Genomic DNA, 25,997 nt, shown 5'->3' on the forward strand with positions numbered 1-25,997 from the left:
AACGCCCCTGTTAAAGAACGTGACCTGTTGATTCACGGAGGTTGGGGATGACAACAGCTTCGGCGCCCGAATGGGTTTCCACGTTGCCGCAATGGGCGCAGGACGGATACGCTTACATTGAAGGGCTTTGGTATGAGGGCGTGTTCGGCCTGTCATACGGGGAAGTACTGACGGCAATTGGCGTTATCTTGCTCTCCGTGATGATCCGCGGTTTGTTTGCGCGAACTATTGTGCGGGCGATCACACGCGCCGCTGCCGGAACAAAGACCAATCTTGATGATGCGCTGGTCACAACGATTTCTGCGCCGCTGAAACTCGTTCCGATCATTGTGGGTGTTTATATCGCGACACAGGTCGTTGATCTGCCTTCGACTGCGCAAGCCATTGCGGACAACATCCTCCGTTCCATGGTGGCACTGTCTATCTTCTGGACGCTTAATCGCGCAGTCGGGGCGTTCTCATTTCTGTTTACAGGGCTTCGCGAAACGCTTTCCGGGGCGATTGTCGACTGGCTCGTCAAGACGCTTCAGGTCCTGTTCCTGATCGTCGGCGCGGCGGCCGTTCTGGACATCTGGGGCATTCCGATTGGGCCGATCATTGCAGGCCTTGGCGTATTCGGCATTGCTGTCGGCCTTGGCGCTCAGGATTTGTTCCAGAACCTCATCGCGGGTATTCTGATCCTGACCGAGAAACGCTTCCAGCCAGGCGAATGGATCGCTGTCGATGGTGTGTGTGAGGGGACAGTCGAGAAGATCAACTTCCGCTCCACGCTGATCCGCCGTTTCGACAAAAGCCCGATGTATGTGCCGAACTCGAAGCTATCCGATAATGCGGTGACCAACTTCTCACGCATGACCCACCGCCGTATCAAATGGATCGTTGGCGTCGAATACCGCACTACAGTGGAGCAATTGAAGTTCATCCGCGATGAAATCGAAGCCTTCCTCTGGGATAGTCCGGAGTTTGCCAAACCGCCTGCAACAGCGCTTTTCGTGCGTGTGGATACGTTTAATGCCAGCTCGATCGATTTCCTGATCTACACCTTCACGAACACGACCAACTGGGGTGAGTGGCTGGCGCTGAAAGAAAAGCTGGCGCTTGAGATTATGGACATCATCGAACGTGCGGGAACCGGCTTCGCCTTCCCAAGCCGCACTGTCTATATGCAACAGCAGGACCCGCCGGAAATCATGTCGCCGCCAGAACTGTCAGAACGCGTCGAACGTGCGCGCGTTCAGAAAATCGCGCAGGGCAAAGCGCTGGGCATGGATATGGATGACGATGGTGGTTAATAACGCACGAGCGTCAGGAGGCAGCGATCAGGCTGCCTCTTCTTGCGAAGATGCGCCGCGGACTTTCCAGAAGCGGAGCGCGCGGGCAGCGGCTTGCGGGGAGACGTCGCGGTAAACAGCGGCATACTCTGTCACCATGTTCACGGCGTCTTTTTTGCCGGCCACATAAGCGGCAATCGTAGCAAAGCTTTGCAGCGGTGCATCCAGTGCTTTCATGACAAACGCGAGGCCATCAATGTCGCGCTTCATATAAATGCCGTGCGCGGCGGCATAGCTGATGCCTGAAATCCGGTGCAGGGTTTCGCAGAAATTCGAAATCTCATTGGCCTGAATGAAGCGGTGCAGGTGACCGATGCCGAGGGCTTCACGTTTCTGGATGTTGTCCAGTTCGGCTTCGGCAAGCTTTTGTTCGCGGGACTGTTTGCCGAAATTCTTGCGAACGAGGCGGCGACTGCGAGCCAGTGCCGCGTCGAGTTCCTGTTCGGAAACGCCTTCAAAACGCTTCATAATTTCGCTGCGCAGATCGTTCTCAACCAGCATGACCAGCTCGTTGAGCAGGTCGAGTGGGACGTCATCACGGCCTACAAAGCTTTTTTGCAGAAGCGCAGACTTTTGCGCTTTGTCAGCGACCTTCTCCATCGATTCACGGCCGATCTGGGCCGAGCTGTTTTCGAGGAGGGATGCAATGACCGCTTCAGTACCGTGATCGACGATCGCATCGGAGACTTTCTCGCTTACGCCTGCGCGCTTGGAGATCGCCATAATGTGTTCCTGCGTCCGCGAGGTCACGATTTCGATCAGATCTTCGTCCGAAAGAGCTGCCGAATGTTCGAGAACCGGACGAGCAACATTGATGTCATCGTCCATCGCGAATGTGCGAAGTGTGCTGTGCACGGGCGCTTTTGATTTTGTGAGCTTTTCTGCGAGTTCGGCTTTCACCGATGCCTGCATGTCTTTCACAACCGCGCCGACAACGTCATCGAACAGCATGCATTCTGCGTCACTACGCTCGCACGGATCGCCCAGAAAAAGGTCGGTAATCGAGCGTAGTAGCTCTCGACGTTTCTCGCTGGAGGACTCGCTTGCCAGATCTTTTAGTCTGGCAAATGCAGATACTGTGCTTGATGACATACTTGACGCCCGTTCATCTTGTTATCGGATGAACACTACCCTCAGAGCGTTAACGAAGCGTCTGGCAATCTTTGTAAAATTGATCGGGTTCGCAGGAAAAGCTGGGGAAAATCAACCTTCCAGTGATTCACGTTTTTCCTCGAGTTCCAGCCATTCCATTTCGACTTCTTCCAGCTCTTCACGGCTGGATTCAAGCTCCTCGCTGGCCTTCTGGAAACGGGTCGCATCCTTGCTGAAAAGGTTTGGATCAGCGAGTTCGGCTTCCAGATTTTCGATGCGGGTTTGCAGCTGTGGCATCAGCTTGTCGAGCTGTTCGAGGCGGTGCTTGTCTTTGAAGGACAGCTTGTTCTGTTGCTTGCCCGCAGTGGGCTTGTCGGATTTAGCTGAACTTTTGGAAGTCGCCTTATCCTTTGTTTTTGCGCCTTTAATTTCCTTCAACTGGCGAACGGCATCGCTATAACCGCCAGGTGTTTCGAGCCATTGGCCGTCACCCACCGGTGAGATGCAGGATGTGACGACGCCATCGAGGAAGGCCCGGTCGTGGCTCACCAGAATGAGTGTGCCATCATATTCGGCGAGCATGTCCTCAAGGAGTTCAAGCGTCTCCATGTCGAGATCGTTTGTCGGCTCGTCGAGTACAAGCAGGTTGGATGGCTTGGCCAGCGCAATGGCGAGCAGAAGGCGGTTGCGCTCACCGCCCGACAACGCGGCAACCGGCTGGCGAAGCTGTTCGGACTTGAAGAGGAAGTCCTGCGCATATGAGGCGACATGCCGCGGCGTGCCGCGCACCACAATCTGGTCGCCGCCTTCCGGCGCGAGCGCCTGCCAGAGCGTGTCGCTCGGATCGAGACGGTCGCGCCCCTGATCGAGATAGGCAATCTCCAGATTGGTGCCGAGTTTTACAGAACCGGTATCCGGCTCCAGCTCGCCGAGCAGCAGCTTGATCAGCGTTGATTTGCCGGCACCATTCGGGCCGATAAGGCCAAGCCGGTCGCCGCGCTGGACGCGGATTGAGAGGTTCTGCACCACCGGCAGTTCACCAGCCGGTGTCTGGAAGGTTTTTGAAATGCCGCGTGCTTCAATCACGCGTTTGCCAGAGCCTTCAGCCGTTTCCAGTACCATGTCGGACGTGGCGCGGATTTCGTTCAGGCTGGATTTTCGCGAGACCCGTTCTGCGCGCATGTCCAACACTTTACGAAGGCGGCCCATATTGCGTTTGCGGCGGGCGGTGACGCCGCGCTCCATCCAACGCTGTTCGGCTTTTAATTGGGTGTTCAGACGGTCGAGTGCTTTTTCTTCTTCGGCTTCGACTTCATTCGCCCAGGCGTCGAACTCTTTAAAGCCGCGATTGTAGGAGCGCACTTTGCCCTGACGCAGCCAGTAACAAGAGGTTGAAATCTGTTCGAGGAAGCGTCGGTCGTGGCTTACCATGAGAAGTGCGCCGCGGAAGCTGGCTAGACGGCCTTCAAGCTGTTCAATTGCTGGAATGTCGAGATGGTTGGTCGGCTCGTCCAGAAGCAGAATATCAGGATCTGCCGCAAAGGCGCGCGCCAGAGCGGCGCGACGCTTCTGGCCGCCAGATAGCTTTGCCGGGTCTGATTCCGGATCAAGGCCGAGCGTCATGAGTTCGGCTTCGGCAACGTGTCGGTCATCTGCTGAAATCGCAGGCAAATCGCCTACTGCGTAATCAATCAGCTTATCAAAGCCGGAGAGGTCCGGTTCCTGCGCAAGATAGACGGCGCGCACGCCGGGCTGTCGCCAGACATCACCTTCATCGGGCTCGATCACACCTGCGATGATCTTCATCAGCGTGGATTTACCAGCGCCATTGCGTCCGACTAGGACGGCGCGTTCATTCGGACCGATAGAGAGCGAGACGCCTTCGAAAACGGGTTTGCCCCCCCAGGTGAGGCGAATGTCATTAAGTGAAAGAACGGGAGGTGCTGCCATGGGCGCTATTTCGTTGGTCGTGCCCGTTTTGGCAAGGGAAGAAAGCGTGTACTGAGGAATAAGGGCAGAGAAGGGGCTCAGATATGCCGGTAATCCCATCCCAGCGCGCGCTTTTCGATATTCCCGAGGATGTCGCTTACTTCAATTGCGCCTATCAGGGGCCGCAGCTGAAGGCCTCCAGCGCAGCGATGATTGAAGGTCTGCGTCATAAAGAACGCCCATGGGAGGTCGCGCCAACCGATTTCTTCTCTCAGCCCGAGCAGCTGCGCGAATTGCTCGGTAAGATTACGGATACAAAAGCTGACAATTTCGCACTTATGCCGTCTGCCAGTTATGGGCTGGCGACAGCCGCGCAGGCTTTGTCGCCGCATCTGAAGCCGGGCGATGAAATCCTCATGATCGCCGAGACGTTTCCGTCCACATATCTTACCTGGAAGCGGGTGAGTGAGGAAACCGGCGCAAGCATAAAGACGGTGGAAACGCCTACCGATCATGACTGGACAAGCGCAATACTGGACGCCATGACGCCGGCTACGAAGCTCGTGTCGCTGCCGCATTGCCACTGGGCCACGGGCGCAATGATTGATGTCGTGACAGTCTCTGAGGCGGCGCGCGCTCAGGGTGCATTTCAGGTGTATGATCTGACCCAGTCAATGACGGCTATTCCATTTGATTTTGGCCGCGTGAAGCCGGATTTCGTGGCGACGGCGGGCTATAAATGGATGCTGTTTCCGTATGCTTTGAGTTCTCTCTATGTCGATCCGAAATGGCATAAAGCGCGCCCGCTGGAAGAAACATGGATGAACCGTGAAGGCGCACACATTTTCGAGAAGCTTGCAGAATACTCTTCAACCTATCAGCAGGGTGCGCGGCGGTTCGATATGGGCGAAAAGTCTTTACCCGCGCTCATACCGGGCGGCATCGCCGCGCTCGAACAGATCGCCGATTGGGGAATCGGGAATATTTCTGAAACTCTCAACACGCTAAACACGCAGATTGTATCTTTGCTTGAAGACGTTGGGCTGACACCGGTCGAAACGAGATTTCGCGCGCCGAATATATTGGGTGCGAGTTCACCGGACGGTCTGCCAGATGATCTCTTGCCAGCTTTGGCGGATGAGAAGATTTTCATCAGCAGGCGGGGCAATTCGCTGAGGTTTGCGCCGTATCTCCATATAACCGAGCACGATATGGAGCGGCTGGCGTCCGGCCTGCGCAAAGCGTTCAAAATTTAGAGGTCCTGTTTTCTTAGTGCTGCTTATAGGCACCCGCGGGAACGTACTTGTGGGTGCGGCGTCGTGAAACATATCCTTTATCAGACCAGAAATGCCGGTCCTTCCAGGGGCAGTGAAGGTCAGGCTGAAAGGATGAGAATATGACCAAGAGTTTCGTACAGATCATGCGCGCCCCGCAAAGCCATTGGGTCGGCGACGGGTTCCGCGTACGCTCTCTTTTCAACTATAATGGCGATACAGCTGCGATCAGCCCGTTCCTCATGCTGGACTATGGCGATCCGCATTTCTTTGCGCCAAATGATACCGGGCGTCCCCGTGGCGTGGGGCAGCACCCACACCGCGGGTTCGAGACCGTAACCATCGTTTATGATGGTGAGGTCAGCCACCGCGATTCACATGGCGGTGGCGGCACGATTGGACCGGGTGATGTGCAATGGATGACGGCAGGTGCTGGTGTGATCCATGAGGAGTTTCACTCTCAGGCCTATTCCGAAAAGGGCGGGCCATTCCGTATGTGTCAGCTTTGGGTGAATCTGCCGAAGAAGGACAAGATGGTCCATCCGCGCTATCAGGCGATCCTTGATGCCGAAATTCCGGTAGTGGATTTTGATGGTGGTAAGGCGCGCCTCATTGCGGGTGAACTGGATGGCGTTAAAGGCGCTGCATCGACCTTCACGCCGATGAACATCTGGGATGTGAAGCTCTCCCGCGCTGGCGAGATGACGCTGAATATTCCCGATGGCCACAACACCATGCTGGTCGTCATGTCCGGCCACATTGATGCGGGCGGGTATCGCGTGAATGCCGGTGAGGCCGCGCGTTATTCTGTAGAGGGTGAGGGCGCGACCTTCACCGCTGGTGAGAATACGGTTCTGCTGGTGCTGACTGGTGAGCCGATTGACGAGCCTGTGGTCGGTCATGGCCCGTTCGTCATGAACACCGTTCAGGAAATCCATCAGGCGTTTGCCGATTTCCAGTCCGGCCGATTTGGCGGCATTCCTGACTAAGCACGAAGAAACGTGCACATTGAAGAACGCCCCGACCAAACGGCCGGGGCGTTTTTGTATGTTTAGTAGCTTACATTCACCGAGAGCCAGAGGCGGCGCGGTTCCTGATTGATCGCATACTCGTTGGAATAAGCCTGCGAGCCACGGCTTGTATAAGGCATGTACTGGATGAAATCCTCATCGAGCAGGTTATCTATCGTCGCATTGAACGTGACGTGGTCGTTCGCGCGCCAGCCGCCGCCAAGATTGAACAGGACATAGCTTGAATAGTCTCCGAGCTGATCCTGAGCTTCACCTGCGCCGCGATAACGTTCTGATGCATATTCACCGCGGATCCAGAGATTGATGTCCGAGGTGACATCCCAGTTTACACGCGAGTTCAGCTGGTGCTGTGGCACGTTGACGAGTGGCTCACCAACGCTCGGGCCGCTTTTCTGCTCGCTGTCCTGGTAGGTGTAGTTGAGCGAGATGGTGACGTCTTCAAAGGCCTGACGCAGGGACGCTTCGACGCCGCGCGTTTCAGCCTCATCGACGTTGATGGACTGAGAGAAGGTCGCGGGCCGTGGCCAGAAACCGTAATCAACACAGGAATCGGACGCCGGCAGGGCATTGTATTCTGCTTCTGTCAGCGCATAGGCGCAGTTGATGAGTTCCGGGCCGTCGGCAATCTTATCTTCAAACGTGTTCTGGAACACGGTGAGATTACCTGTAAGGCCACGGCCATCTGTGAAGTAAACGCCTGCCTCATAGGTCGTGCTTGTTTCCGGCTGTAGTGTCGGAGTGCCGAGTACAGGGATGGTGCCCTGACCACGGAAGCCGATAATGCCGGACGCAATCTGCTCAAGACGCGGCGTTTTAAAGCCTCGGCTGACGCCGCCCTTCAGAGTCAGATAGTCGTTTGCAGTCCATACGAGGTAGGCGCGTGGAGAAAAGTGCTCTCCGAATGTGCTGTGATTGTCATACCGGCCGCCAACGGTCAGCGCGATATCGTCAATGATGCGCCATTCGTTTTCCGCGAACAGAGCCCATTGCTCATGGCTGAAGGGTTCGGCTGCGACGCCATCAACCATCTCTGCATCCCAGAACTGCCCGCCTATTGTGAATGTGTGCTGGCCAATCGTCCGGTAGAAGCGGCCATTATAAATGGTGTTAGTCGCTTCCAGATCGCGCGGGTCGCCAGCAAGGCGGTTCGTGCCATCAACATCGGACGGCAGAACGCGGCCGAGTGTTTCTGTCGTGTTGCGTGTAATGTCCGCATCGAGCACGCCGTCCAGGATTTCACCTGTATAGGCCAGCACAAACTGTTCACGGTTGAACTGAAGCTCGTCGGCATAGCCGCGCGTACCGAGTGTGCCGAGCTGGCCTTGCGAGTTGTCGAACGATTGTTCGTTGATATCAGCGTCGAACCAGATGCGGTGATTATCGTTCGGGGTATAGGTGAGGCGCCCGCCTGCGGACCAGATCGTGCCTTCTACAGGGGAAGGGCCACGGCGTGACACTTCAATCGGGTCACCGTTTACGTCCGTGTATATCAATTCGGAAGCTTCTCGTTCGAAATAGCGCCCACGAACGGCAAAGGCGAGCTGACCCGGCACGATAGGGCCATCGGCGTAAAGCGTGGTGTTATAGCTGTTCCCGAAATCATTATCGCCCTGCAGCGTCGCGTCTAAGCCAAGATCAATGCCGAAGTCTTCGTCAGGCGTACGTGTGATGATGTTCACCACGCCGCCCATCGCATCAGACCCGTAAAGCGTAGACATTGGGCCGCGCACGACCTCGATACGCTCGGTTGCTGATACGGGCGGAATGAAGTTTGCGGATGTGTCGCCAAAGCCGTTTGGCGTGACATTGCCAGCAGCGTTCTGACGACGACCGTCGACCAGTACCAGAGTATAATCACTCGGCATGCCGCGAATGGTGATGCTCTGGCCACCGGTTTTGCCAACGCCATTGCCGATATCGACGCCAGGCACATTGCGGAGTGCTTCTGCGAGGCTGTTCACGCGCTGCTGTTCCAGCTCTTCGGCGGGAAGCAGGGTGATGCTGGCGGGTGCGTCTACGATGTTTTGCTGGAAGCCCGCCGCCGTGACCACGATGTCGTCCAGCATACGCTCTTCAGTGTCTCCGTAAGCCGGTTCGATCGGGTCGGCATCGTCAGCCTGTGCTGCAAGTCCCTGCGCGACGGCGAGCCCGATTGCCATTGCGCTGATGCATCGCAGAAATCCGTTTTTCATAACTACCCCTAGTATTGCGAATAATTCTCATTTGCGTAACTGCGGGGTAATGCTCTTGCAAATCATTTGCAAGTGAGTCGGGGTAGATTTCTCAAAATAATTTCATGGGGGAGGTGTGCGCGGCGTCGCTGGTGTTTGAAAGGCAGGAATAATGGTATGCGTTTTAAGCAATGCAGAGACTGGTGCCCGTATCCATATTCAAACTCGCCGACAGGCGACGAACGCCAGCCAAAAACTGGCAACTCGGGCTGCTGCTTGCGCTTATCGCCGGCTATATCAATGCAGGTGGGTTCTTCCTTGTCGGACGCTACACCTCTCATATGACGGGCATTCTCTCCGCCGTGGCAGACGATGCTGCGCTGGGGCTGGCGCTGCCCGCAGCCGCGTTGTTCGGGCTGATCATTTGTTTCATCGCGGGCGCCGCCTTTACGACGCTGCTCGTGCTTCAGGCGCGTCGTTGCAGATTGGCCTCGCAATACAGTCTACCTTTGCTGATCGAAGCCTTTCTGCTGATAGTGATCGTTATACTCAGTGGTACGCTCACAGATGGCGCTGCTCTTGTGCCTTTTATTGCCGCGATGCTCTGCTTCCTGATGGGGCTACAAAACGCGCTGATCACGAAAGCCTCTACAGCCGTCGTGCGGACCACTCATGTGACGGGCCTTTCGACGGATCTGGGGATCGAGATCGGACGCTGGCTTGCGGGCAGGGCGCGGCGTGCAAATCTCGTTCGCATGGTGCTCTATCTCAGTGTTTTCCTGGCGTTTCTCATTGGTGGTGTTTGTGGCGCGCTTATTATTCAGAGCTGGGCTGCTGGCGGACTATTGCCCGTGGCGGGGCTGCTTCTGCTCATTGGGGTTATGCCCGCTATTGTTGACCTAAGGGCTGTATTCGGCGCCCGTTGAACCTGACGAATGTACATCGCTATCGGAATAAAATCCTTTAGAGCGGTGAATTCGTCGATTTTTCCACCAACTCATCGCTTGTTGAAGTGTATACGAGCAAAAAATGACCTCAATCGGCGCGAATTACTTGCGTCTATTCTTGCGAGCTTTGGTTTCGCCTGATAGGGCAGAGAATGTCCGTTGCGTGCCTGAGCCGCCGGATGTTCAGCCGAAAGAGTAAAACTATGCCGAATTATCGTTCACGTACTTCCACACATGGCCGCAATATGGCGGGCGCTCGTGGTCTATGGCGCGCGACAGGTATGAAGGATGGCGATTTCGGTAAGCCGATTATTGCGGTGGTGAACTCTTTCACCCAGTTCGTGCCGGGCCACGTCCATTTGAAAGACCTCGGTCAGATGGTTGCCCGCGAGATCGAAGCGGCTGGCGGCGTTGCTAAAGAATTCAACACGATTGCGGTCGATGACGGTATCGCGATGGGGCATGACGGCATGCTCTATTCGCTGCCATCGCGCGAGCTGATCGCGGACAGCGTTGAGTATATGGTCAATGCGCACTGCGCCGACGCGATGGTCTGTATCTCCAACTGCGATAAGATCACGCCAGGTATGCTGATGGCTGCAATGCGCCTCAATATTCCGGCTGTGTTTGTTTCCGGTGGTCCTATGGAAGCCGGTAAGGTTGTCAAAGACGGCAAAGAGATCGCGCTCGACCTCGTTGATGCGATGGTTGCAGCCGCTGATGAGAATGTCTCTGACGAAGAGGTACAGGCGATTGAACGCTCTGCTTGCCCGACATGCGGTTCTTGTTCCGGCATGTTCACAGCGAACTCCATGAACTGCCTCACTGAGGCGCTGGGCCTGTCGCTGCCGGGCAATGGGTCGACGCTCGCAACGCATGCGGACCGTAAGCGTCTCTTCCTCGAAGCCGGTCGTCTGATCGTCGATAACTGTAAGCGTTACTACGAACAGGATGACGAGAGCGTTCTGCCACGCTCTATCGCGAGCTTCGAGGCGTTCGAAAACGCGATGAGCCTCGATATTGCGATGGGCGGATCCACCAATACTGTGCTCCACCTTCTCGCCTCCGCGATTGAGGGTGAAATCGATTTCACGATGGATGATATCGACCGTCTTTCTCGCAAAGTGCCGTGCCTGTGTAAGGTCGCCCCTGCGAAAGATGACGTACACATGGAAGACGTACACCGCGCAGGCGGCATTATGTCTATCCTCGGTGAGCTGGATCGCGCGGGACTGCTGCACCGCAACCTGCCGACGGTTCACGCGCCGACGATTGGCGATGCCATCGATCAGTGGGATATCACCATCTCGACGTCGAACACAGCGCGCGAGCTTTACTCTGCTGCGCCGGGCGGTGTGCCTACGCAGACAGCGTTCAGTCAGGCAAGCCGTTGGGAAAGCCTCGACATTGACCGTGAGAACGGCGTCATCCGTTCCAAAGAGCATGCCTTCAGTCAGGATGGTGGCCTTGCTGTGCTGTCGGGCAATCTGGCGATTGATGGCTGTATCGTAAAGACGGCAGGCGTTGACGACTCTATCCTGAAATTCTCAGGTCCTGCGAAGGTCTATGAAAGTCAGGATGATGCGGTTTCCGCTATCCTTACCGGTAAAGTGGTCGAAGGCGACGTGGTCGTCATTCGCTATGAAGGCCCGCGTGGCGGCCCGGGTATGCAGGAAATGCTGTATCCGACCAGCTATCTGAAATCCAAAGGCCTCGGCAAAGCATGCGCGCTGATCACGGATGGTCGTTTCTCTGGCGGTACGTCGGGGCTCTCTATCGGTCACGTCTCTCCGGAAGCCGCTGAGGGGGGCACGATTGCGCTCGTCCAGAATGGCGACATGATTGACATTGATATTCCAAGCCGCACGATTTCTCTGCGTCTCTCGGAAACAGACCTTGCTACGCGTCGTGAAATTCAGGCACAGCGTGGTGATGCTGCCTATAGCCCTGAGAAGCCGCGTAAGCGTAATGTCTCCCAGGCGCTGAAAGCCTATGCTGCCTTCACAACATCCGCCGCGCGCGGCGCTGTTCGAGACCTGAACCAGAAGAGATAAATGCTATGTCCCGCGCCCATGATTTTACCTCCCGTATCGTATGGACAGGTAACCGGGGCAGTGGGACCAGCAGCTATCAGGCATACGACCGGACCTGGGACATCGCGGTTCAGGGCAAGCCCGTTGTTTCCTGTTCCAATGATCCGATGCTGGGCGGTGATCCATCTTTGATGAACCCCGAAGATTTGCTGATCTCAGCGCTTTCGGCCTGTCACATGCTCTGGTATCTGCATCTGGCCTCGACTGCCGGGCTGACCGTGCTCCGCTATGAGGATACTCCGGTTGGACATGGTGAGTCAGAGCCGGATGGCACGGGTCGCTTCATTGGCGCGACGCTACGGCCGACGATCACGCTGAAGACGGGCGATGATCAGGGCGCCGCAGATGCGATCCACGGCGAAATCCACAAATACTGCTTCATCGCGCGATCGGTGAATTTCCCCGTAAAGCATGAAGCTGTTTACGACTTCGCCTGAGGACATTCGTTCTTTGGGAGGGGGGTACAGCCAGACGTCACGCTCAAAACTTGAAAACAAGCTCCCCGAAGGAGGGGGGGAAGGGACGGGGGAACTTACGCGACGCCTGACTGATGGGTGCACACCAATGGAGCAGTAACGAGGGGGGACGGGTAACTGCTCCTGATGCGAAGCGTGCTTAAACACAAAAATCCCAAATAATGCAACCGAAAAATGCGTTAAAATGCAAATTACGGCAAAGAGTTTGCAAGTCATTTGAAAATGCAGAAAAATTTTATGCTTAAAAAGGTGTAATATTGATATGTAAACGCATTCAACTGTCGAAGTTACGTGCAGCGTAAGTCTTACAGTTGAGTTGTTTTTTATTTTGAAGGGGGAAATGGTCGGAGTGGAGAGATTCGAACTCCCGACCCTCTGGTCCCAAACCAGATGCGCTACCAGACTGCGCTACACTCCGACTGAGCGGCGCTTTTTACGCCTTTTGCGGTAGGAATCAAGTGGGCTTCTGCGGATTTTGAAGCCTTTTTTTCACTCAATCATTCCAAACTGGTACTGCGGCTATAAATCGTCCGGGGTTTCGCCCGAATTTGCAGGCGTTCGACCTGCTCCGGGGCGCGAAATATGTGGGCCTGCAAACGGGTCTTCAGCGCTTACGCAACCGGCTGTCATTCGGCGAGTATTCCAGTGCTCGAACTGGCCCGGAACGAACGGTAGTTCGCAGGCGTAGAAGTCGGCGCGAAATAATCCGCCGAGTTCTGCAAGATCATTATTGAGGGTTGCCTGATCGAGTCCTTGGCCCTGTGCCAGTTCTGTATTGCGACACATATCCCGTTCGGGGCCCGCATCAGAGAAGAAGCAATATTGCAAATTGATGGGCGTGTCGCAGGTGTTCTTATAGATCGGATCGCCATCACGCGGCCCAATGCAGTGGTTTACGTCCGCGAGGCGTTCAGGCTCTGTCAGTCGGGTCGAAACATATCCGATTACGCCGAGTACGAGGACGGCAGCGACAGGAAAGAGCCAGCCTTGGCCTGCCTTTTTATTTGGCTGGTTTTCGCTGGAAGATTGGGCGGCCACTTACTGATCCTCATCGCCATCAGGCTGGCGGCAGCCTTCACGGAACAGGGCGCTGTTGTGATTTGTCACGACCATGTCGGGCATGTAAGGCGCTTCACAGGCCCACACATCGCGGTCGCGGAAGTCTTCTCCCATCTCACGCCGTGTCGGGTAATAGGTCTCAGAGCCCACGCCAGGTGCCAGACGTTCAGTACGGCAGACATCATTTTCCTCACCGGAAACAGCACGGGCACAATAGCGCAGATTGATGTCCGTTTCGCACGTGTTGATGAAGAACTGACCGTCCGCGGGTTCGCCTATGCACTCATTCACCAGCGCATAACGGTGTGGCCTTGTCTGTTCCCCCAGAAACCCGTTGAAGACAAAGATTGCAGCCGCGATCGCAACGAAAGCCAGAACGCCCAGTAGGGGGGTGAGCTTTGTTTTGCCTGTCTTGGTGTCATTGCTCATGAGGCGTCTTCCGTTTCGGTTTTATAGCATTCCAGCGGAGGTAATGAATTATTCTCTGCCGGAGCTGGGGCATAAGGCACGCGGCAGGCATTGATAGAAAAGCCGGCATAATTGGTCAGACTATCGTGCAGAATACTTGCATCGACGGTTTCATCTTCAGACAGAATGGCCGTCTCGCATCGCCAGTCATATGCCTCACCGTCGCGGTTCTGAAAACAATATTGGAATTCCACGTCGAAGCGGCAGGTGTTTTCATAGTGCCACGCACCATCACTGCTCATGCATAAAGGTACGCGGGCAACCGATTGCGGTGCAATCGCCCAGCCGACCGTATTGGGCATCAGAATGTACCCAACCATTGTGAGAAACCCGATGCCGAACACTACAAAGAATATCAGGTTCACCTGTCCTTCGCGTATCATTGGTCATCCTGATCGAGCCGGCAGGCATCTATATCGACATGGCGGTCGGTGTAAGACTGAATGCGCACTGGCAGATAAGGCGCCTCACAGGCATATTCGTGAATTCCATCGGCGCTGGCGGCACGGTATTCCTCGAACAGGGAGTGGCTGGCTTCGTCTGGTGCCAGAGCAATGGTTTCGCAGTTCTGCAATCCGGTGCCCGGAGTGGTGGTGAAACAATAGCGAAAATTGATCTCTGCGTCGCAGGTGTTGGTATAGGAGAGGCCTTCGTCTGACAGTTCCAGGCAATCTGGAGCGCGTGCGGCCACAGCCGGATCAAAACGACCCTGCAGGAAGCGGCCACCAACGACAACGGCGACAAGGAGTGCGATGACAATCACACCGCGCCCAAAGCGCGATTGTGTGCGTTTCGCAGTTTCCGGAACTTGCCCCAACTTTATCCCCCAAAGCGTTCGCTGATTTGTCCCGTAAGCAGAATGGATTGGGAAAACAGCCACGTATAGAGGTTAGAGAGAAATTTGAAACATTACGCCCCCGGTTCAGGGGAGCCGAATTAGCTTTTCGCTTTGTGACGAATGTGGCGACGCTAAGCATTCATCTGAAAATCATATCGGAAATCACTATTTTTGATATTTTACTTATAAATGGATCATGCCGACATCAGTGTGACCTTTAAGGGAGAGCACTATGAGACATTCGATGACCCGCGATGCGCAGCAAGCCGGATATGTTTATGACGACCGTGACACGATTTTTGAGCGTACGGGAAAACTGGAGCGAAAGCCGAAGCCCTCGGTTTCGCCTGAACAAAAGCCGGTTCGATTGACATTGGTTGGCACGATTGATTTCAAGCGGCTCGCGCATGCCATTTCGGACTATACGAGCTGGTTGCCTTTCGAAATCGCATCTTCTCATAGCGGCGTCACCGAGCCGGATAAGCAAGACATGGTCGCACTGAGCTTTCGCTATACCGGACCTGCGGCAGACCGGGAGCATATGGAGGCAAATCTGCGATCCCTGTTTGACCAACACTTTGACCTGGTGACTGAGCCGAACACGCCTTCAGAAGTTAAAGGAGGCTGATGTGAGCTGGATTTCTGACATTCTCGAGGAAGTCATCGATGTGTTCACTGAACGGAAAGAGCGTTGCCGTGTAGAAGTGGCAGACGTTGACGAGCGCCGCCGCGAAGACCACGACAAGCGTAATCGCAGGCAACGCGAGGATCACGACTTGTTCGATTTCGGAGACTGACGAAGATGCGTGACACAAAAAAAGCCCGCCAGTGAGGCGGGCTTTCTCGTTTGACTTAGGCGTCAGACGCTTACTCAGCAGCCATCGCTTTTTCGAAGTTGTCACCAACGCGGTTGATGAACTCTTCTGTTGTCAGCCAGCCCTGATCCGGACCGATGAGAAGCGCGAGGTCTTTCGTCATGTCGCCAGCTTCAACTGTCTTGATGATAGTTTCTTCAAGCAGCTTCGCGAAGTTTGAAACTTCTGGCGTACCGTCCATACGACCACGGTGTGTGAGGCCTTGTGTCCACGCGAACATAGACGCGATGGAGTTTGTAGACGTTGCTTCACCTTTCTGGTGGTTACGGTAGTGACGTGTCACTGTACCGTGAGCCGCTTCAGCTTCGACAGTCTTGCCATCCGGAGTCATCAGAACGGATGTCATCAGGCCGAGGGAACCATAACCCTGAGCAACCGTGTCGGACTGAACGTCGCCGTCATAGTTCTTACAAGCCCAGACATAGCCACCAGACCATTTCATGGCTGCAGCGACCATGTCGTCGATGAGGCGGTGCTCGTACGTGCCACCGAATTCTTTGAACTGCTCTTCGAACTCGTTCTCGTAAATTTCCTGGAACAGGTCTTTGAAACGACCATCATATTTTTTCATGATGGTGTTCTTTGTAGACAGGTAAACCGGCCATTTGCGCTGAAGGCCATAGTTGAAGCTCGCACGCGCAAAGTCGCGGATTGAGTCATCAAGGTTATACATGCCCATCGCGATACCGGAGGACGGGAAGTCGAAGATCTCGTGAGTTGTTGGCTCTGAACCATCTTCCGGTTGGAAGGTCATGGTGAGCTTGCCTTTGCCCGGGATCAGCATGTCCGTCGCGCGGTACTGGTCGCCAAATGCGTGGCGGCCGATTACGACAGGCTTCGTCCAGCCAGGAACGAGACGTGGAACGTTAGAGATTACGATCGGTTCACGGAAAACAACACCGCCGAGAATGTTACGGATTGTGCCATTCGGAGAGCGATACATGCGCTTGAGGCCAAACTCTTCAACGCGCGCTTCGTCCGGAGTAATCGTCGCACACTTAACAGCAACGCCGTACTTTTTCGTTGCGTTCGCAGCGTCGACAGTGATCTGGTCATCCGTAGCATCACGTGCTTCGATGCCGAGGTCGAAGTATTTCAGGTCAACGTCCAGGTAAGGGTGGATCAGACGGTCTTTGATCATCTTCCAGATGATGCGTGTCATCTCATCGCCGTCCATTTCGACGATCGGGTTTGCGACCTTGATCTTAGCCATATGCAGCCTCTTTCATTTGCCAGAATCTGCGCTGGCTATAGCAGGTCAGAGGCGTAGGTCAAAAGAAAGAAACAAACGAGGCGCGAGACTTTAGCCGTGTTCGCGTATTTTTGAAGTTTTTCGGCCCTTTTAAGCAACCTGTATATCTCTGGCGAGTTGTCTGCTGTGATGATTTCGGAGGCCTTCTTCAGACTATGAAAATCTTCACTTGCGGCACGTGTAAGACACCCGTCTTCTTTTCCAATCTCACATGTACTTGCGGTGCGCCGCTTTTCTATGATCCTGATCGGGACGTAATGCTGAACGAGGCTCAGCCCTGTCAGAACCGCCAGCCAATAGCCTGCAACTGGAAAGGTGATGGCGATGCCGGTTTTTGCAGGTCATGTCAGATGACGCAGACCATTCCCGACACGTTTCATGGTGACAACATCTCGCTTTGGCGGGTTTCGGAACAGTCCAAACGGTGGGTATTGTCCAACCTTATGCGCTGGGCATGGTTCACCGCGAAGGATAACGGGCCGTGGCCGACCTTCAAGATGCTGGCCGAGCAAACCTCCAGAGGCGAAACGCCCGTAACTATGGGCCATGCTAATGGCCTGATTACGATCAATGTGACAGAAGGCGATCCGGTTGTGCGAGAATTCCGCCGCGATGAACTGGATGAGCGTCTGCGCACCATGACGGCGCATTTCCGGCACGAGATTGCACATTTCCTGTTTCTGCGCCTGCAGCCACAGCAAGGCTTCACCGACAGCTTTCGGGCTTTGTTCGGAGATGAAAGCGTGGACTACGGAGCCGCCCTGGACCGGCATTATCAAAACGGCGCACCTGCCGATTTTCAGTCGCGATTCGTCACGCGGTATGCCAGTTCGCATCCACATGAGGATTGGGCTGAAACCTGCGCCCACGTGATGTATCTGACGGATATTGTGGATAGCGCCTCCGCAGAGCTCCGGCATAATAGACGGCCGCGCTCAGGCTATGATGCATATAAAGAAGCGAAGAGCGAGAAACTGCTGGATCAGGCTTTCAAGTTTGGCACGGGGCTCAACCACATTGTGCGATCCATGGGGATGCAGGACATTTATCCGTTCGTGATTTCGCCCAAAGTGAAAGAGAAGCTGGTTTTCGCGCACCGCCATCTGATGACAGGTGCGCGAAAGGCTTAGTTTTCTGCCGGAGCTTCCAGTGGCGGCAAGCCGAGAAGCTCCTCCAACTGATCGTCGAGCGCTTTAGCGACCATGATCGCCGTTTCGACGTTTCGCAGGAATGTGTCCTGATCGATGTTTTCAAAATCGTCTGTCGGTTGGTGATAATCCGGATGATCTTCGACGCCGAGATAAAGGTGGGGGATCTGATTTCGGTAGAAGACCGCGTGGTCTGACTGGGTGGTCCAGTCATCCTGTGCTTCGTCCGAACCGTCATAACCGGAGCGCAGATCAATCGGCGCCTCGGCGGCAACTTCTTCGATAAGCGGCAGAAGGGCAGGCATATGATGCGCGCCAGAAGCCCAGAGCTGGCCATTGTCTGCGCGGGCGAGCATGTCGAAGTTCAGATTGAACGCCAGAGTGTCGACTGGCAGGGGCGGATTAGCAAGAAAGCCGCGCGCGCCGGACAGGCCGTGTTCTTCGCCGTCAGGAAACACGAACAGGAATGTGTGCTTTGGCTGATTGCGTGACCGTGAAAGGTGTTGCGCAAGCGCCAGAGCGGTTGCAACGCCAGATGCATTGTCGTCCGCACCATTGTAAATCTCGCCGTCACGGATGCCCACATGATCATAGTGCGCGGTGACCACGATAATGCGGTCAGAGCCAGCGCTGCCTTGCACGGCGCCGATGAGGTTCACGCCTTCCAGCGGCGGGCGTTCCTCTGCGGCTTCTTCCTGATTGCGAGGAATAATCGGCACGCTGAACGGGTGCTCATAGCCTGCGCCAATGCTCAGCATTTCCATGGCGCTCATACGGGCGGTGATCATCTCACGTGCACGGGCAGCGCCCGGCGTTCCGATTTCACGGCCTTCAAGCTCGTCCTCCGAAAGGCCTTTCAGAATGCCGATCACAGGACCGGGGCTGAAATACTCGGCGTCATAGCTTTCATGCCCGCCGCGGCTGGCGAGCATGGACATGCTGATTAGCGCTGCAACAACAGCCAGAATGATGATGAATGCTCTCAGCATGAAGAAATCCCCGAATGCGCGCTAGGGCGTTATGAACTACTGGGTGCCGCCCTGTGAACTGATAGAAGCGACACGTGTCGGCGCTGCCGCCCGGAAGGCGTCGCCCAGTTCACTATAAAAGTCCACTCGCGCGAGTTGTGCATCGGACAGGTTGTCGCTGCGGCCAACGCCGGGAATCTCCGAGGGCTCATAGTTTTCCAGAATGTCGGTCATCATCGCGCCCCAGGCTTGTGCTGGAAGCGAGCCGCCTGTCACGCGCTCCATAGGCTCGTTCTCGTCATTTCCGAGCCAGACGCCTGCAACGACGTCATTGGTGAAGCCGATAAACCATGCATCGCGCCAGTTCTGGGAGGTGCCGGTTTTGCCAGCGACATTCCAGCCTTCAATACGTGCACGGCCACCTGAGCCTTCAGTGACAACTAGGCCAAGCATTTCGTTCATGTCTTCAACGACGCTTTGCTGCAGAACGCGGGCAGGCGGGTAGGCGGTGCGTTCATAGATGACTTCGCCGCGTGTATTTTCCACCCGCTCGATCAGATACGGGTCGAGGCGCTCGCCGCCGCGCGCAAAGGCGCCATAGGCGCGAACAAGGTCGAACAGCGTTGTTTCATCAGAGCCAAGCGCAATCGACGGATAAGCCTGTAAATCTGTACCAAGGCCCAGGCGATGAGCCATTTCGACCACGCGTTCCGGGCCGATCTCCATCGTAATCTGCGCGGCAATGGTATTCACGGAATTGGCCAACGCGTCACGCAGACGTATCGGGCCATAATACTGGCCGGTATAGTTTCGAGGCGACCAGTTTGGTGCAATCTCCCGGCGCTCGTCCACACGCACAGAATAAGGGCGTAATCCTGCTTCCATGGCCGCCGCATAAACGAATGGTTTGAAGCTGGAACCGGGCTGGCGCATGGCTTGGGTTGCTCGGTTGAACTGGCTCTCGCGGTAATCCATGCCGCCAACCATCGCCAGAATGCGTCCGTCTGTGCCCATGACAATCGCCGAACCGTTACGGGCGCCGCGTGCATTGCCCTCGGTTTCAATCGTGTCCTGAAGCGCATCATAAGCAGCCTGCTGCGTGGCGACATCAAGCGTGATGGTGACGACGGCATCGCGCGGGACTTCCGGGAGCAGCTGTTCCAGCTCGTCGCGTACATAGTCAGCAACATGTTCCAGCAGTGGATTGTCGCCTTGCTCTTCTACAAACGAAATCGGCGTGTCCGCGGCCTGCTGGGCATCTTCCAGCGTGATAAAGCCCTCATTGACCATCTGGCTGAGAATGTATCGCTGGCGTTCGCGCGCATCCTCAAGGCCCGGGTCGGCGATCATACGCGACGGCGCCTTTGGCAACGCGGCAAGGAAGGTTGCCTCGGCAAGCGTGAGGTCCTGCACATCCTTCCCGAAATAGACGTCTGCAGCCGCATCAATGCCATAGGCGCGATTACCGAGATATATCCGGTTCAAATAAAGCGAGAGGATCTCACTTTTGCTCATGCGTGCTTCAAGCTGCATGGCAAGGCGGACTTCCTGAGCTTTACGTCGAAGTGTCTGCTCGGGTGTGAGGACGAGGTTCTTGATCACCTGCTGGGTCAGTGTAGAGCCGCCCTGCACAGTGTAGCCGGCGCGCCAGTTGGCAAACCCTGCTCGGAAAATCGCCATGATGTCTGCGCCGCCATGATCATAGAAACGACGGTCCTCGGCAGCGATAAAGGCCTGAACGACAAACTCCGGCAGGGCGTCCGGATCGACGGCCTGACCGTAAAGCGGTCCACGCTGGAGGAGGCGATTTCCATCCGTGTCGACAAGGTCGATCGACAGCTCGCGATTGACAGCCCAGAGCTCGTTATTCGAAGGCAGAACCGGAAGATCATTGAACAAATAACGCCAGAGCATGAAGCCTGAGATGGCGAGGGCGATCAACGTTGCCAGCACGAACGCAAAGAACGTCGCACGACGACGGCGCAGGCGCGTCTTGCGTGCGCTTTCAATGTCGGCGCGGTACGTCGTCGTCATCTGTGTCCCACCAGCCCCTGCAGCTGTCCTGTTTGGTGCCCAGTTAAACCAGGACCATGCTCTTTTGGGCCAGCTTAAAAGCAGGGCTTTAAGATTTCTTGTCTCGTTCAACGTTAATCTGTCCGCCAGCGGGATAAAACTTCAATACCTTACGCGTGAGGCGCGAAACGGTGCCGAAGCTAACTCACATTTTGTGGCAGGATAACGACATGGCCGGTGAACCGTGCATGAAACATAGTTCACGTAAGGACTGACGCGGTTACTGTTTGCCGTCTTGTTCTTCAATCAGCCAGGGTTCGCTTTGAACGCGCAGAATGGCTGCCATCCGGTTTTGCGCGCCGAGCTTTCCGAGAACCGATGAAACGTGGTGCTCAATGGTGCGCTGGGACCGGCTGAGCTTGTCGGCAATGTCCTTGTTGGCGAGCCCTTCGCAGATCAGCTTCAGAACCGATTGCTCTTTCGCCGTCAGGCCCAGAGGGTGGCTGCGCGCGGCTTTATACGGGCCGCGTTTTTGAGAGGCGGTTTCCAGCTTCACGCCGGCCTGATCAGCCATTTTGTGCAGCTTTTTGAGTGCAGGCTGAGCCTTCATGGCTTCCAGAAGCTCTATCGCCTTCTGGAAACTATCCTGCTGTCGGGCGCGCATCAGATTGAATGCGGTTTCAAACGGCAGGCCGAGCGCTTCCCATCTTTCAGCAGCAGCGAGATAGTCGCCATTAAGCTCCAGAATGAAGGGGTCTGGCAGGTCATTGATCCGGTCCTCGGGTGGCGTCAGGCCCAGACGGTTTGCCCAGACCGATCGCATGCCGATATTCCACGGATGGCGGTCATCACTGGAAAGCTCTAACAGGCGCGACATGTGCTCGGCAGCCTGATCGGGAAATTCGCTCATACATGCCCATTCGATCAGGGCGAGGCGCGCCGGAACAATATGCTGCAATTCATCTGTCGCAATCGCGTCTGCCAGCGCTTTCTTCAACAGCGTTTCGGCATCGGCATCACCGCGCCGCATGCGAGCCGTTGCAAGCACCTGCTGCGCAGGCAGGCAGGAGAGCAGGCTGTGCTCTTTCAGTGACACGATTCCTTCGGCAATGGTGATCGCATCATTGAGACGGCCCTGGTCGAGCCTGAGCTGGGCAAGACGACCAGACAGATAGCGCGTCCATGCATCGAGATCGTGTTCTGTATCGAAGGCAAGACCTTCCTGAAGAATGCGCTCTGCAAGGTCGAAGTTTCGAAACTCGACGGCGTATTCGCCCATATTGTTATAGGCACGTGCCGCGTGTTCATGATGGCCGTGCGTAAGCGCCAGCGCGAGGCTTTCCTTCAGGTGTTGCAGACCGCCCGGATTGTTTCTGAAAACCTTGGCGGTGCCCAGATTATTAAGCGCGTGCATGCGCACTTCCATGTCAGGGTTTTCGGCTTCGATGGAGAGCGCAGTCTCTGCCCATTGTACGGCTTCATCCATCTTGTCATTCAGCATGTGAAGCTGGGAGCGCACCGAATACGCCATGGCGCGTTCGGATGATGCGGGAATGGCCTCAAGCACACGAATGGCCTGATCGGCATAGCGCGTCGCTTCGCCGCTTTCGGCGCGATACCAGTGCAGGCGGGAGAGCTGCTGAAGGTTGTGGCCAACCTTGTCGGGGCGGTTTATGGCGCGCCAGAGCGTGATGGCATGGCGGCGTGCATCCAGAACCTCATCCTCGAAATGGTCGGCGAGGGCGGATTCATATGCCCAGCTTTCATATAGCTCTGCGGCAAGCTCCGGCTCGGCTTCGTTTACGTATTTCAGGGCCGTCGCATAATGTGCTGCCGCCTCATGGTGAGAGCCTGCAGCTGCGGCTGCGCGCGCCGCCTTTGGTGCGAATTCGAGGACCTTTTCGCTATCGAGAGCCCCTGCGGCGTGGTGTACAATCTGATCGAGCGGAATGCGGTCACCGCGCGTCATCAGCGTTTTCAGGCATTCGGCATGATAGGCGCGGCGTTTGGCCGGAGAGATACGGTCAAACGTTGCAAGGCGCGTCAGCTCATGGCGAAAACGTACTGTCAGGCCATCTTCGACAAGGAAGCCTGAATTCACGCAGTTCGAGACGAGGTCTAATTGCGCTTCTCCAAGCAACGCCTCCAGAAAGTGGTGGGACGGCGCGCGTGGCAAAACGCTGATCCGCTCCAGAAGCTCACGATCCTGCGGCGCGAGTTGCGCGAGCCTGAGGGCAACGGCGTCCTTCACTGATGCGGGCACAAAGCCGGATGGCGTGTTGGATGCGAGCATTTCAGTCACGTAAAACGGGTTTCCGTTTGTGATCGTGAAGAGTTGCTTGCCGCTATGGCCGCGGCTTTCAGCCAGCTTGCAAACGGCGTTAGCGGACAATGTTTGAAGTGGAAGGCGGCGTGTGCAATGTCCCGGCAGATCGCCCAGAAGCTGGGTGAGAGGATGTTCCAGACCGACTTCGTCATCACGGAAGGTCAGAATAAGCATCACCGGAAGTGTGCCGATGCGGCGGGACAGAAATTTCAGCAGATCGAGCGTGGCATAGTCGGCCCAGTGCAGATCCTCGAAAATGAGCACGCTGGCTTCGTGAGTTTCCAGTGCGTGGAGAATGGCTGCATACAAGCCTGTCTGGCTTGTATCTGCGTGAAGCGCTTTGATGACATCGTCACCCAGCGCTTCTCCCATATCGTGAACGGGACCTAAAGTTCGAGGGGTGAATAGCGCTTCGCAATTACCCGAGCACCAGCGCAGTTCCGGATAGCTTGAAAGCGTCGATACACGAAACGCGGAAAGCAATGTGGACTTGCCAATGCCCGCCTCGCCGGAAATCAGGGCAATCTGGCCATGTCCCGCGCGCGCGGTCTCAATGGCTTTCAGCAGCGTTTGCAGCTCTTCTTCGCGTTCGACTAGCACTCGTTTGTTGCCCCCATTGCAATCGTCTGAGAGATGGATTGCGGTCCAGTTGTTGATATTTCAACTGAGATTTGCAGCCGAGTCTACGAAAAATAGGTATCCTTACCCCTAAAATTAGGCAAAAACTCCGAGGTAATACGTAATGTTTGCAGCTAACACTGATGCTGCAGGAACGATCATAGTTTTCCGCATTGTCATCGCTGCACGGGGACGCACGCGTAGACATGTACCGTGAAGGCAGGTTTGGGGGTGCTGTTTGCCCAAGCTGCACGCCGACCCCTTCACGGTCAATCGCCCAAACTACCCCCGACCGAGTGGGTGGGACGCGAGTCCCGCCCGCTCGTTTTTTTATTCGGCTGAGCCTGAAAGCTCTTCCAGAACTGATAGGGCACGCTCCGCATCAGGCTCCGGAATGAAGATGTGATCATGGTGGAACGCCGCCACCACATTGCATGCAATATCCTCATCGGCGAGCGCCGTGGCGACAGCTGCCGTAAGACCAACACCAGTCAGAGACGAGTTCACCATCAGAGAGATGCAGCGCATTGGTGCGGACGTATCAAAGCCCATCAGGCCGGCTGCCATGACCGGAAGGATCAGAGATGCGCCTTCTGGTTCAGCAAAAATGGCGATCGCCTTGTCAGCGCAGGCCGAATATTTGTCCTCATCATCTGTGGTGCAGAAAATGTAAGTGCCCTTCTGCAGAACAGGGGTCATTTCGGACAGCATGTCTTCGAGCGCGCTGACAGGTTTCGTCATGTTTATACCAGTGCCTGATTGAGGTCTGCGATAATGTCGTCGGCATCTTCAATGCCGATAGACAGGCGGAGAATATCTGGCGCAGCGCCAGCCTTGATCTGCTCAGCTTCGGAAAGCTGGCGGTGTGTTGTAGACGCCGGGTGAATGACCAGCGAACGTGCGTCGCCAAGGTTTGCCACATGGCTGAATAGCTTCATTTCGGAAACCGTTTTCGTGCAGGCCTCATAGCCACCCTTGAGGCGGATCGTAAAGAGCGCGCCCGGACCTTTCGGAACGACTTTGGCGATCCGGTCATGGTATGGCGAGGATTTGAGGCCTGGATAGGTGACCTCTGCAATGCGCGGATCTACTTCCAGCCATTCAGCGACCTTCTGGGCGTTTGCAACGTGCTTCTGCATACGAAGCGACAGCGTCTCAATACCCATGAGCGTGTAATGCGCGCCTTGCGGGTTCATTGTCATGCCGAGGTCACGAAGACCAATCGCAATACCGTGGAAGGTGAAGGCGGCAGGCCCGAACACTTCGTGGAAGTTCAGGCCGTGATAAGCCGGTTCCGGCTGTGAAAGGCTCGGGAATTTATCCGAAGCGGACCAGTCAAACTTACCGCTATCGACGACGGCGCCGCCTGTGACTGTGCCATTGCCCGTCATGTATTTTGTCAGCGAGTGAACCACCAGCGTTGCGCCATGTTCAATCGGGTTGCAGAGATATGGCGTAGCTGTGGTGTTGTCGACGATGAGCGGGATGCCGGCATTGTCTGCAATCTTCGCGATTTCCGGCAGGTCAGTAATGTAGCCGCCCGGATTGGCAATCGTCTCACAGAAAATGGCGCGTGTGTTGCCGTCAATTGCGTCGCGAACTGCATCGAGATCGTCAAAGTCGACAAGCGTTGCAGACCAGCCAAAGCGTTTGAACGTCTGTGTGAACTGGGTGAGCGTACCGCCATAAAGACGGGTCGACGCGACGATGTTGCAGCCCGGCATCATGAGCGGAAACAGCGACATGATCTGTGCCGCGTGACCTGAAGAACAGCAGACAGCGCCAGCACCGCCTTCAAGTTCTGCGACGCGCGCCTGAAGCGCGCCAACTGTCGGGTTCGTCAGGCGCGAATAGATGTAACCGACTTCCTGCAGGTTAAAGAGCGCGGCTGCGTGGTCGGCGTCTCGGAACTGGTAAGCCGTCGTTTGGTAGATAGGTACCTGACGCGCGCCCGTTGCCGGATCTGGCATGGTGCCTGCGTGGATTTGCCGTGTGTCAAAGCCGTGTGGTTTATCGCTCATCTCGCGCTCCCTCATTATAGTTCCCGTGAGCGATGTACGCGAGACAGCGTGCGTATGCAATGAAATG

22 protein-coding genes and 1 tRNA gene are annotated in these 25,997 nt (G+C 55.7%); 9 read left to right on the forward strand and 14 right to left on the reverse strand.

Annotation, left to right across the window (positions count from 1 at the left end; translation table 11 throughout):
* The first annotated feature begins 47 nt into the window (after positions 1-47).
* A complete protein-coding gene (locus tag G523_RS18615) occupies positions 48-1,292 on the forward strand; it encodes a mechanosensitive ion channel family protein (RefSeq protein WP_022694589.1) in 1,245 nt (414 codons plus the stop codon).
* 27 nt (positions 1,293-1,319) lie between these two features.
* Here G523_RS18615 and G523_RS0108335 read toward each other — a convergent pair whose 3' ends face one another.
* Positions 1,320-2,423 (reverse strand): DUF2336 domain-containing protein, encoded by a 1,104-nt coding sequence (locus tag G523_RS0108335; protein WP_022694590.1) that lies wholly within the window; start codon positions 2,421-2,423, stop codon positions 1,320-1,322.
* A 111-nt stretch (positions 2,424-2,534) separates the two neighbouring features.
* On the reverse strand, positions 2,535-4,382 hold the full coding sequence (locus tag G523_RS0108340) for an ABC-F family ATP-binding cassette domain-containing protein (protein WP_033232950.1): 1,848 nt from the start codon (positions 4,380-4,382) through the stop codon (positions 2,535-2,537).
* Positions 4,383-4,456: 74 nt separating this feature from the next.
* Here G523_RS0108340 and G523_RS0108345 point away from each other — a divergent pair, with 74 nt between their 5' ends.
* Positions 4,457-5,608, forward strand: a complete 1,152-nt coding sequence (locus G523_RS0108345; protein ID WP_022694592.1) for an aminotransferase class V-fold PLP-dependent enzyme — start codon at positions 4,457-4,459, stop codon at positions 5,606-5,608.
* Positions 5,609-5,748: 140 nt separating this feature from the next.
* Entirely contained in the window at positions 5,749-6,615 is an 867-nt protein-coding gene (locus G523_RS0108350; protein WP_022694593.1) for a pirin family protein, read from the forward strand.
* 62 nt (positions 6,616-6,677) lie between these two features.
* Here the strand turns inward: G523_RS0108350 and G523_RS0108355 are convergent, their stop codons facing one another.
* A complete protein-coding gene (locus G523_RS0108355; RefSeq protein ID WP_022694594.1) occupies positions 6,678-8,849 on the reverse strand; it encodes a TonB-dependent receptor domain-containing protein in 2,172 nt (723 codons plus the stop codon).
* 182 nt (positions 8,850-9,031) lie between these two features.
* On the opposite strand from G523_RS0108355, the gene G523_RS0108360 reads away from it, so the two are divergent.
* The 3 genes from G523_RS0108360 (at position 9,032) to G523_RS0108370 (ending at position 12,305) form a co-directional block, all read left to right on the forward strand.
* Positions 9,032-9,754: a YoaK family protein gene (locus G523_RS0108360; protein ID WP_027441574.1), complete on the forward strand. Its 723-nt coding sequence runs from the start codon at positions 9,032-9,034 to the stop codon at positions 9,752-9,754.
* Between the two features lie 224 nt (positions 9,755-9,978).
* Entirely contained in the window at positions 9,979-11,829 is a 1,851-nt protein-coding gene (gene ilvD / locus G523_RS0108365; protein ID WP_022694596.1) for a dihydroxy-acid dehydratase, read from the forward strand.
* A 5-nt stretch (positions 11,830-11,834) separates the two neighbouring features.
* Positions 11,835-12,305, forward strand: a complete 471-nt coding sequence (locus G523_RS0108370; RefSeq protein WP_022694597.1) for an OsmC family protein — start codon at positions 11,835-11,837, stop codon at positions 12,303-12,305.
* Positions 12,306-12,685: 380 nt separating this feature from the next.
* On the opposite strand, the gene G523_RS0108375 is transcribed toward G523_RS0108370, so the two are convergent.
* The 5 genes from G523_RS0108375 to G523_RS0108395 form a co-directional block, all read right to left on the reverse strand.
* Positions 12,686-12,762: transfer RNA gene (locus tag G523_RS0108375), tRNA-Pro, on the reverse strand.
* A gap of 101 nt (positions 12,763-12,863) precedes the next feature.
* The gene (locus G523_RS0108380) at positions 12,864-13,382 is read right to left on the reverse strand and encodes a hypothetical protein (RefSeq protein ID WP_022694598.1); all 519 of its coding nucleotides are present in this window, start codon (positions 13,380-13,382) and stop codon (positions 12,864-12,866) included.
* Entirely contained in the window at positions 13,383-13,832 is a 450-nt protein-coding gene (locus G523_RS0108385) for a hypothetical protein (RefSeq protein WP_022694599.1), read from the reverse strand.
* Positions 13,829-14,254 carry a hypothetical protein gene (locus G523_RS0108390; protein ID WP_022694600.1) on the reverse strand — a complete coding sequence of 142 codons (426 nt, stop codon included), beginning with the start codon at positions 14,252-14,254 and terminating at the stop codon, positions 13,829-13,831. The genes G523_RS0108385 and G523_RS0108390 overlap by 4 nt, the downstream gene beginning before the upstream one ends.
* Positions 14,251-14,688: a hypothetical protein gene (locus G523_RS0108395; protein ID WP_022694601.1), complete on the reverse strand. Its 438-nt coding sequence runs from the start codon at positions 14,686-14,688 to the stop codon at positions 14,251-14,253. The genes G523_RS0108390 and G523_RS0108395 overlap by 4 nt, the downstream gene beginning before the upstream one ends.
* A gap of 253 nt (positions 14,689-14,941) precedes the next feature.
* Between G523_RS0108395 and G523_RS0108400 the strand changes: the two genes are divergently transcribed.
* Together G523_RS0108400 and G523_RS20910 are read left to right on the forward strand one after the other, a co-directional pair.
* Positions 14,942-15,337: a hypothetical protein gene (locus G523_RS0108400; protein WP_155802622.1), complete on the forward strand. Its 396-nt coding sequence runs from the start codon at positions 14,942-14,944 to the stop codon at positions 15,335-15,337.
* A gap of 1 nt (position 15,338) precedes the next feature.
* A complete protein-coding gene (locus tag G523_RS20910) occupies positions 15,339-15,506 on the forward strand; it encodes a hypothetical protein (protein ID WP_022694603.1) in 168 nt (55 codons plus the stop codon).
* 70 nt (positions 15,507-15,576) lie between these two features.
* Here G523_RS20910 and G523_RS0108410 read toward each other — a convergent pair whose 3' ends face one another.
* Positions 15,577-16,797: an NADP-dependent isocitrate dehydrogenase gene (locus G523_RS0108410; protein ID WP_022694604.1), complete on the reverse strand. Its 1,221-nt coding sequence runs from the start codon at positions 16,795-16,797 to the stop codon at positions 15,577-15,579.
* A 194-nt stretch (positions 16,798-16,991) separates the two neighbouring features.
* On the opposite strand from G523_RS0108410, the gene G523_RS0108415 reads away from it, so the two are divergent.
* Positions 16,992-17,966, forward strand: a complete 975-nt coding sequence (locus tag G523_RS0108415; protein ID WP_022694605.1) for a zinc-binding metallopeptidase family protein — start codon at positions 16,992-16,994, stop codon at positions 17,964-17,966.
* Here the strand turns inward: G523_RS0108415 and G523_RS0108420 are convergent.
* The 5 genes from G523_RS0108420 to G523_RS0108440 all read right to left on the reverse strand — a co-directional run bounded on the left by G523_RS0108420 (position 17,963) and on the right by G523_RS0108440 (position 25,930).
* Entirely contained in the window at positions 17,963-18,973 is a 1,011-nt protein-coding gene (locus tag G523_RS0108420) for a M28 family peptidase (protein ID WP_022694606.1), read from the reverse strand. The genes G523_RS0108415 and G523_RS0108420 overlap by 4 nt on opposite strands.
* A 36-nt stretch (positions 18,974-19,009) precedes the next feature.
* On the reverse strand, positions 19,010-20,986 hold the full coding sequence (locus G523_RS18620; RefSeq protein WP_022694607.1) for a transglycosylase domain-containing protein: 1,977 nt from the start codon (positions 20,984-20,986) through the stop codon (positions 19,010-19,012).
* Positions 20,987-21,245: 259 nt separating this feature from the next.
* Positions 21,246-23,891 (reverse strand): helix-turn-helix transcriptional regulator, encoded by a 2,646-nt coding sequence (locus G523_RS0108430; protein ID WP_022694608.1) that lies wholly within the window; start codon positions 23,889-23,891, stop codon positions 21,246-21,248.
* A gap of 348 nt (positions 23,892-24,239) precedes the next feature.
* A complete protein-coding gene (locus G523_RS0108435) occupies positions 24,240-24,650 on the reverse strand; it encodes an ACT domain-containing protein (RefSeq protein ID WP_022694609.1) in 411 nt (136 codons plus the stop codon).
* Positions 24,651-24,652: 2 nt separating this feature from the next.
* Positions 24,653-25,930, reverse strand: a complete 1,278-nt coding sequence (locus G523_RS0108440) for an O-acetylhomoserine aminocarboxypropyltransferase/cysteine synthase family protein (protein ID WP_022694610.1) — start codon at positions 25,928-25,930, stop codon at positions 24,653-24,655.
* Positions 25,931-25,997 lie beyond the last annotated feature (67 nt).

This window comes from Ponticaulis koreensis DSM 19734, from assembly GCF_000420665.1.
GTDB lineage: Bacteria > Pseudomonadota > Alphaproteobacteria > Caulobacterales > Hyphomonadaceae > Ponticaulis > Ponticaulis koreensis.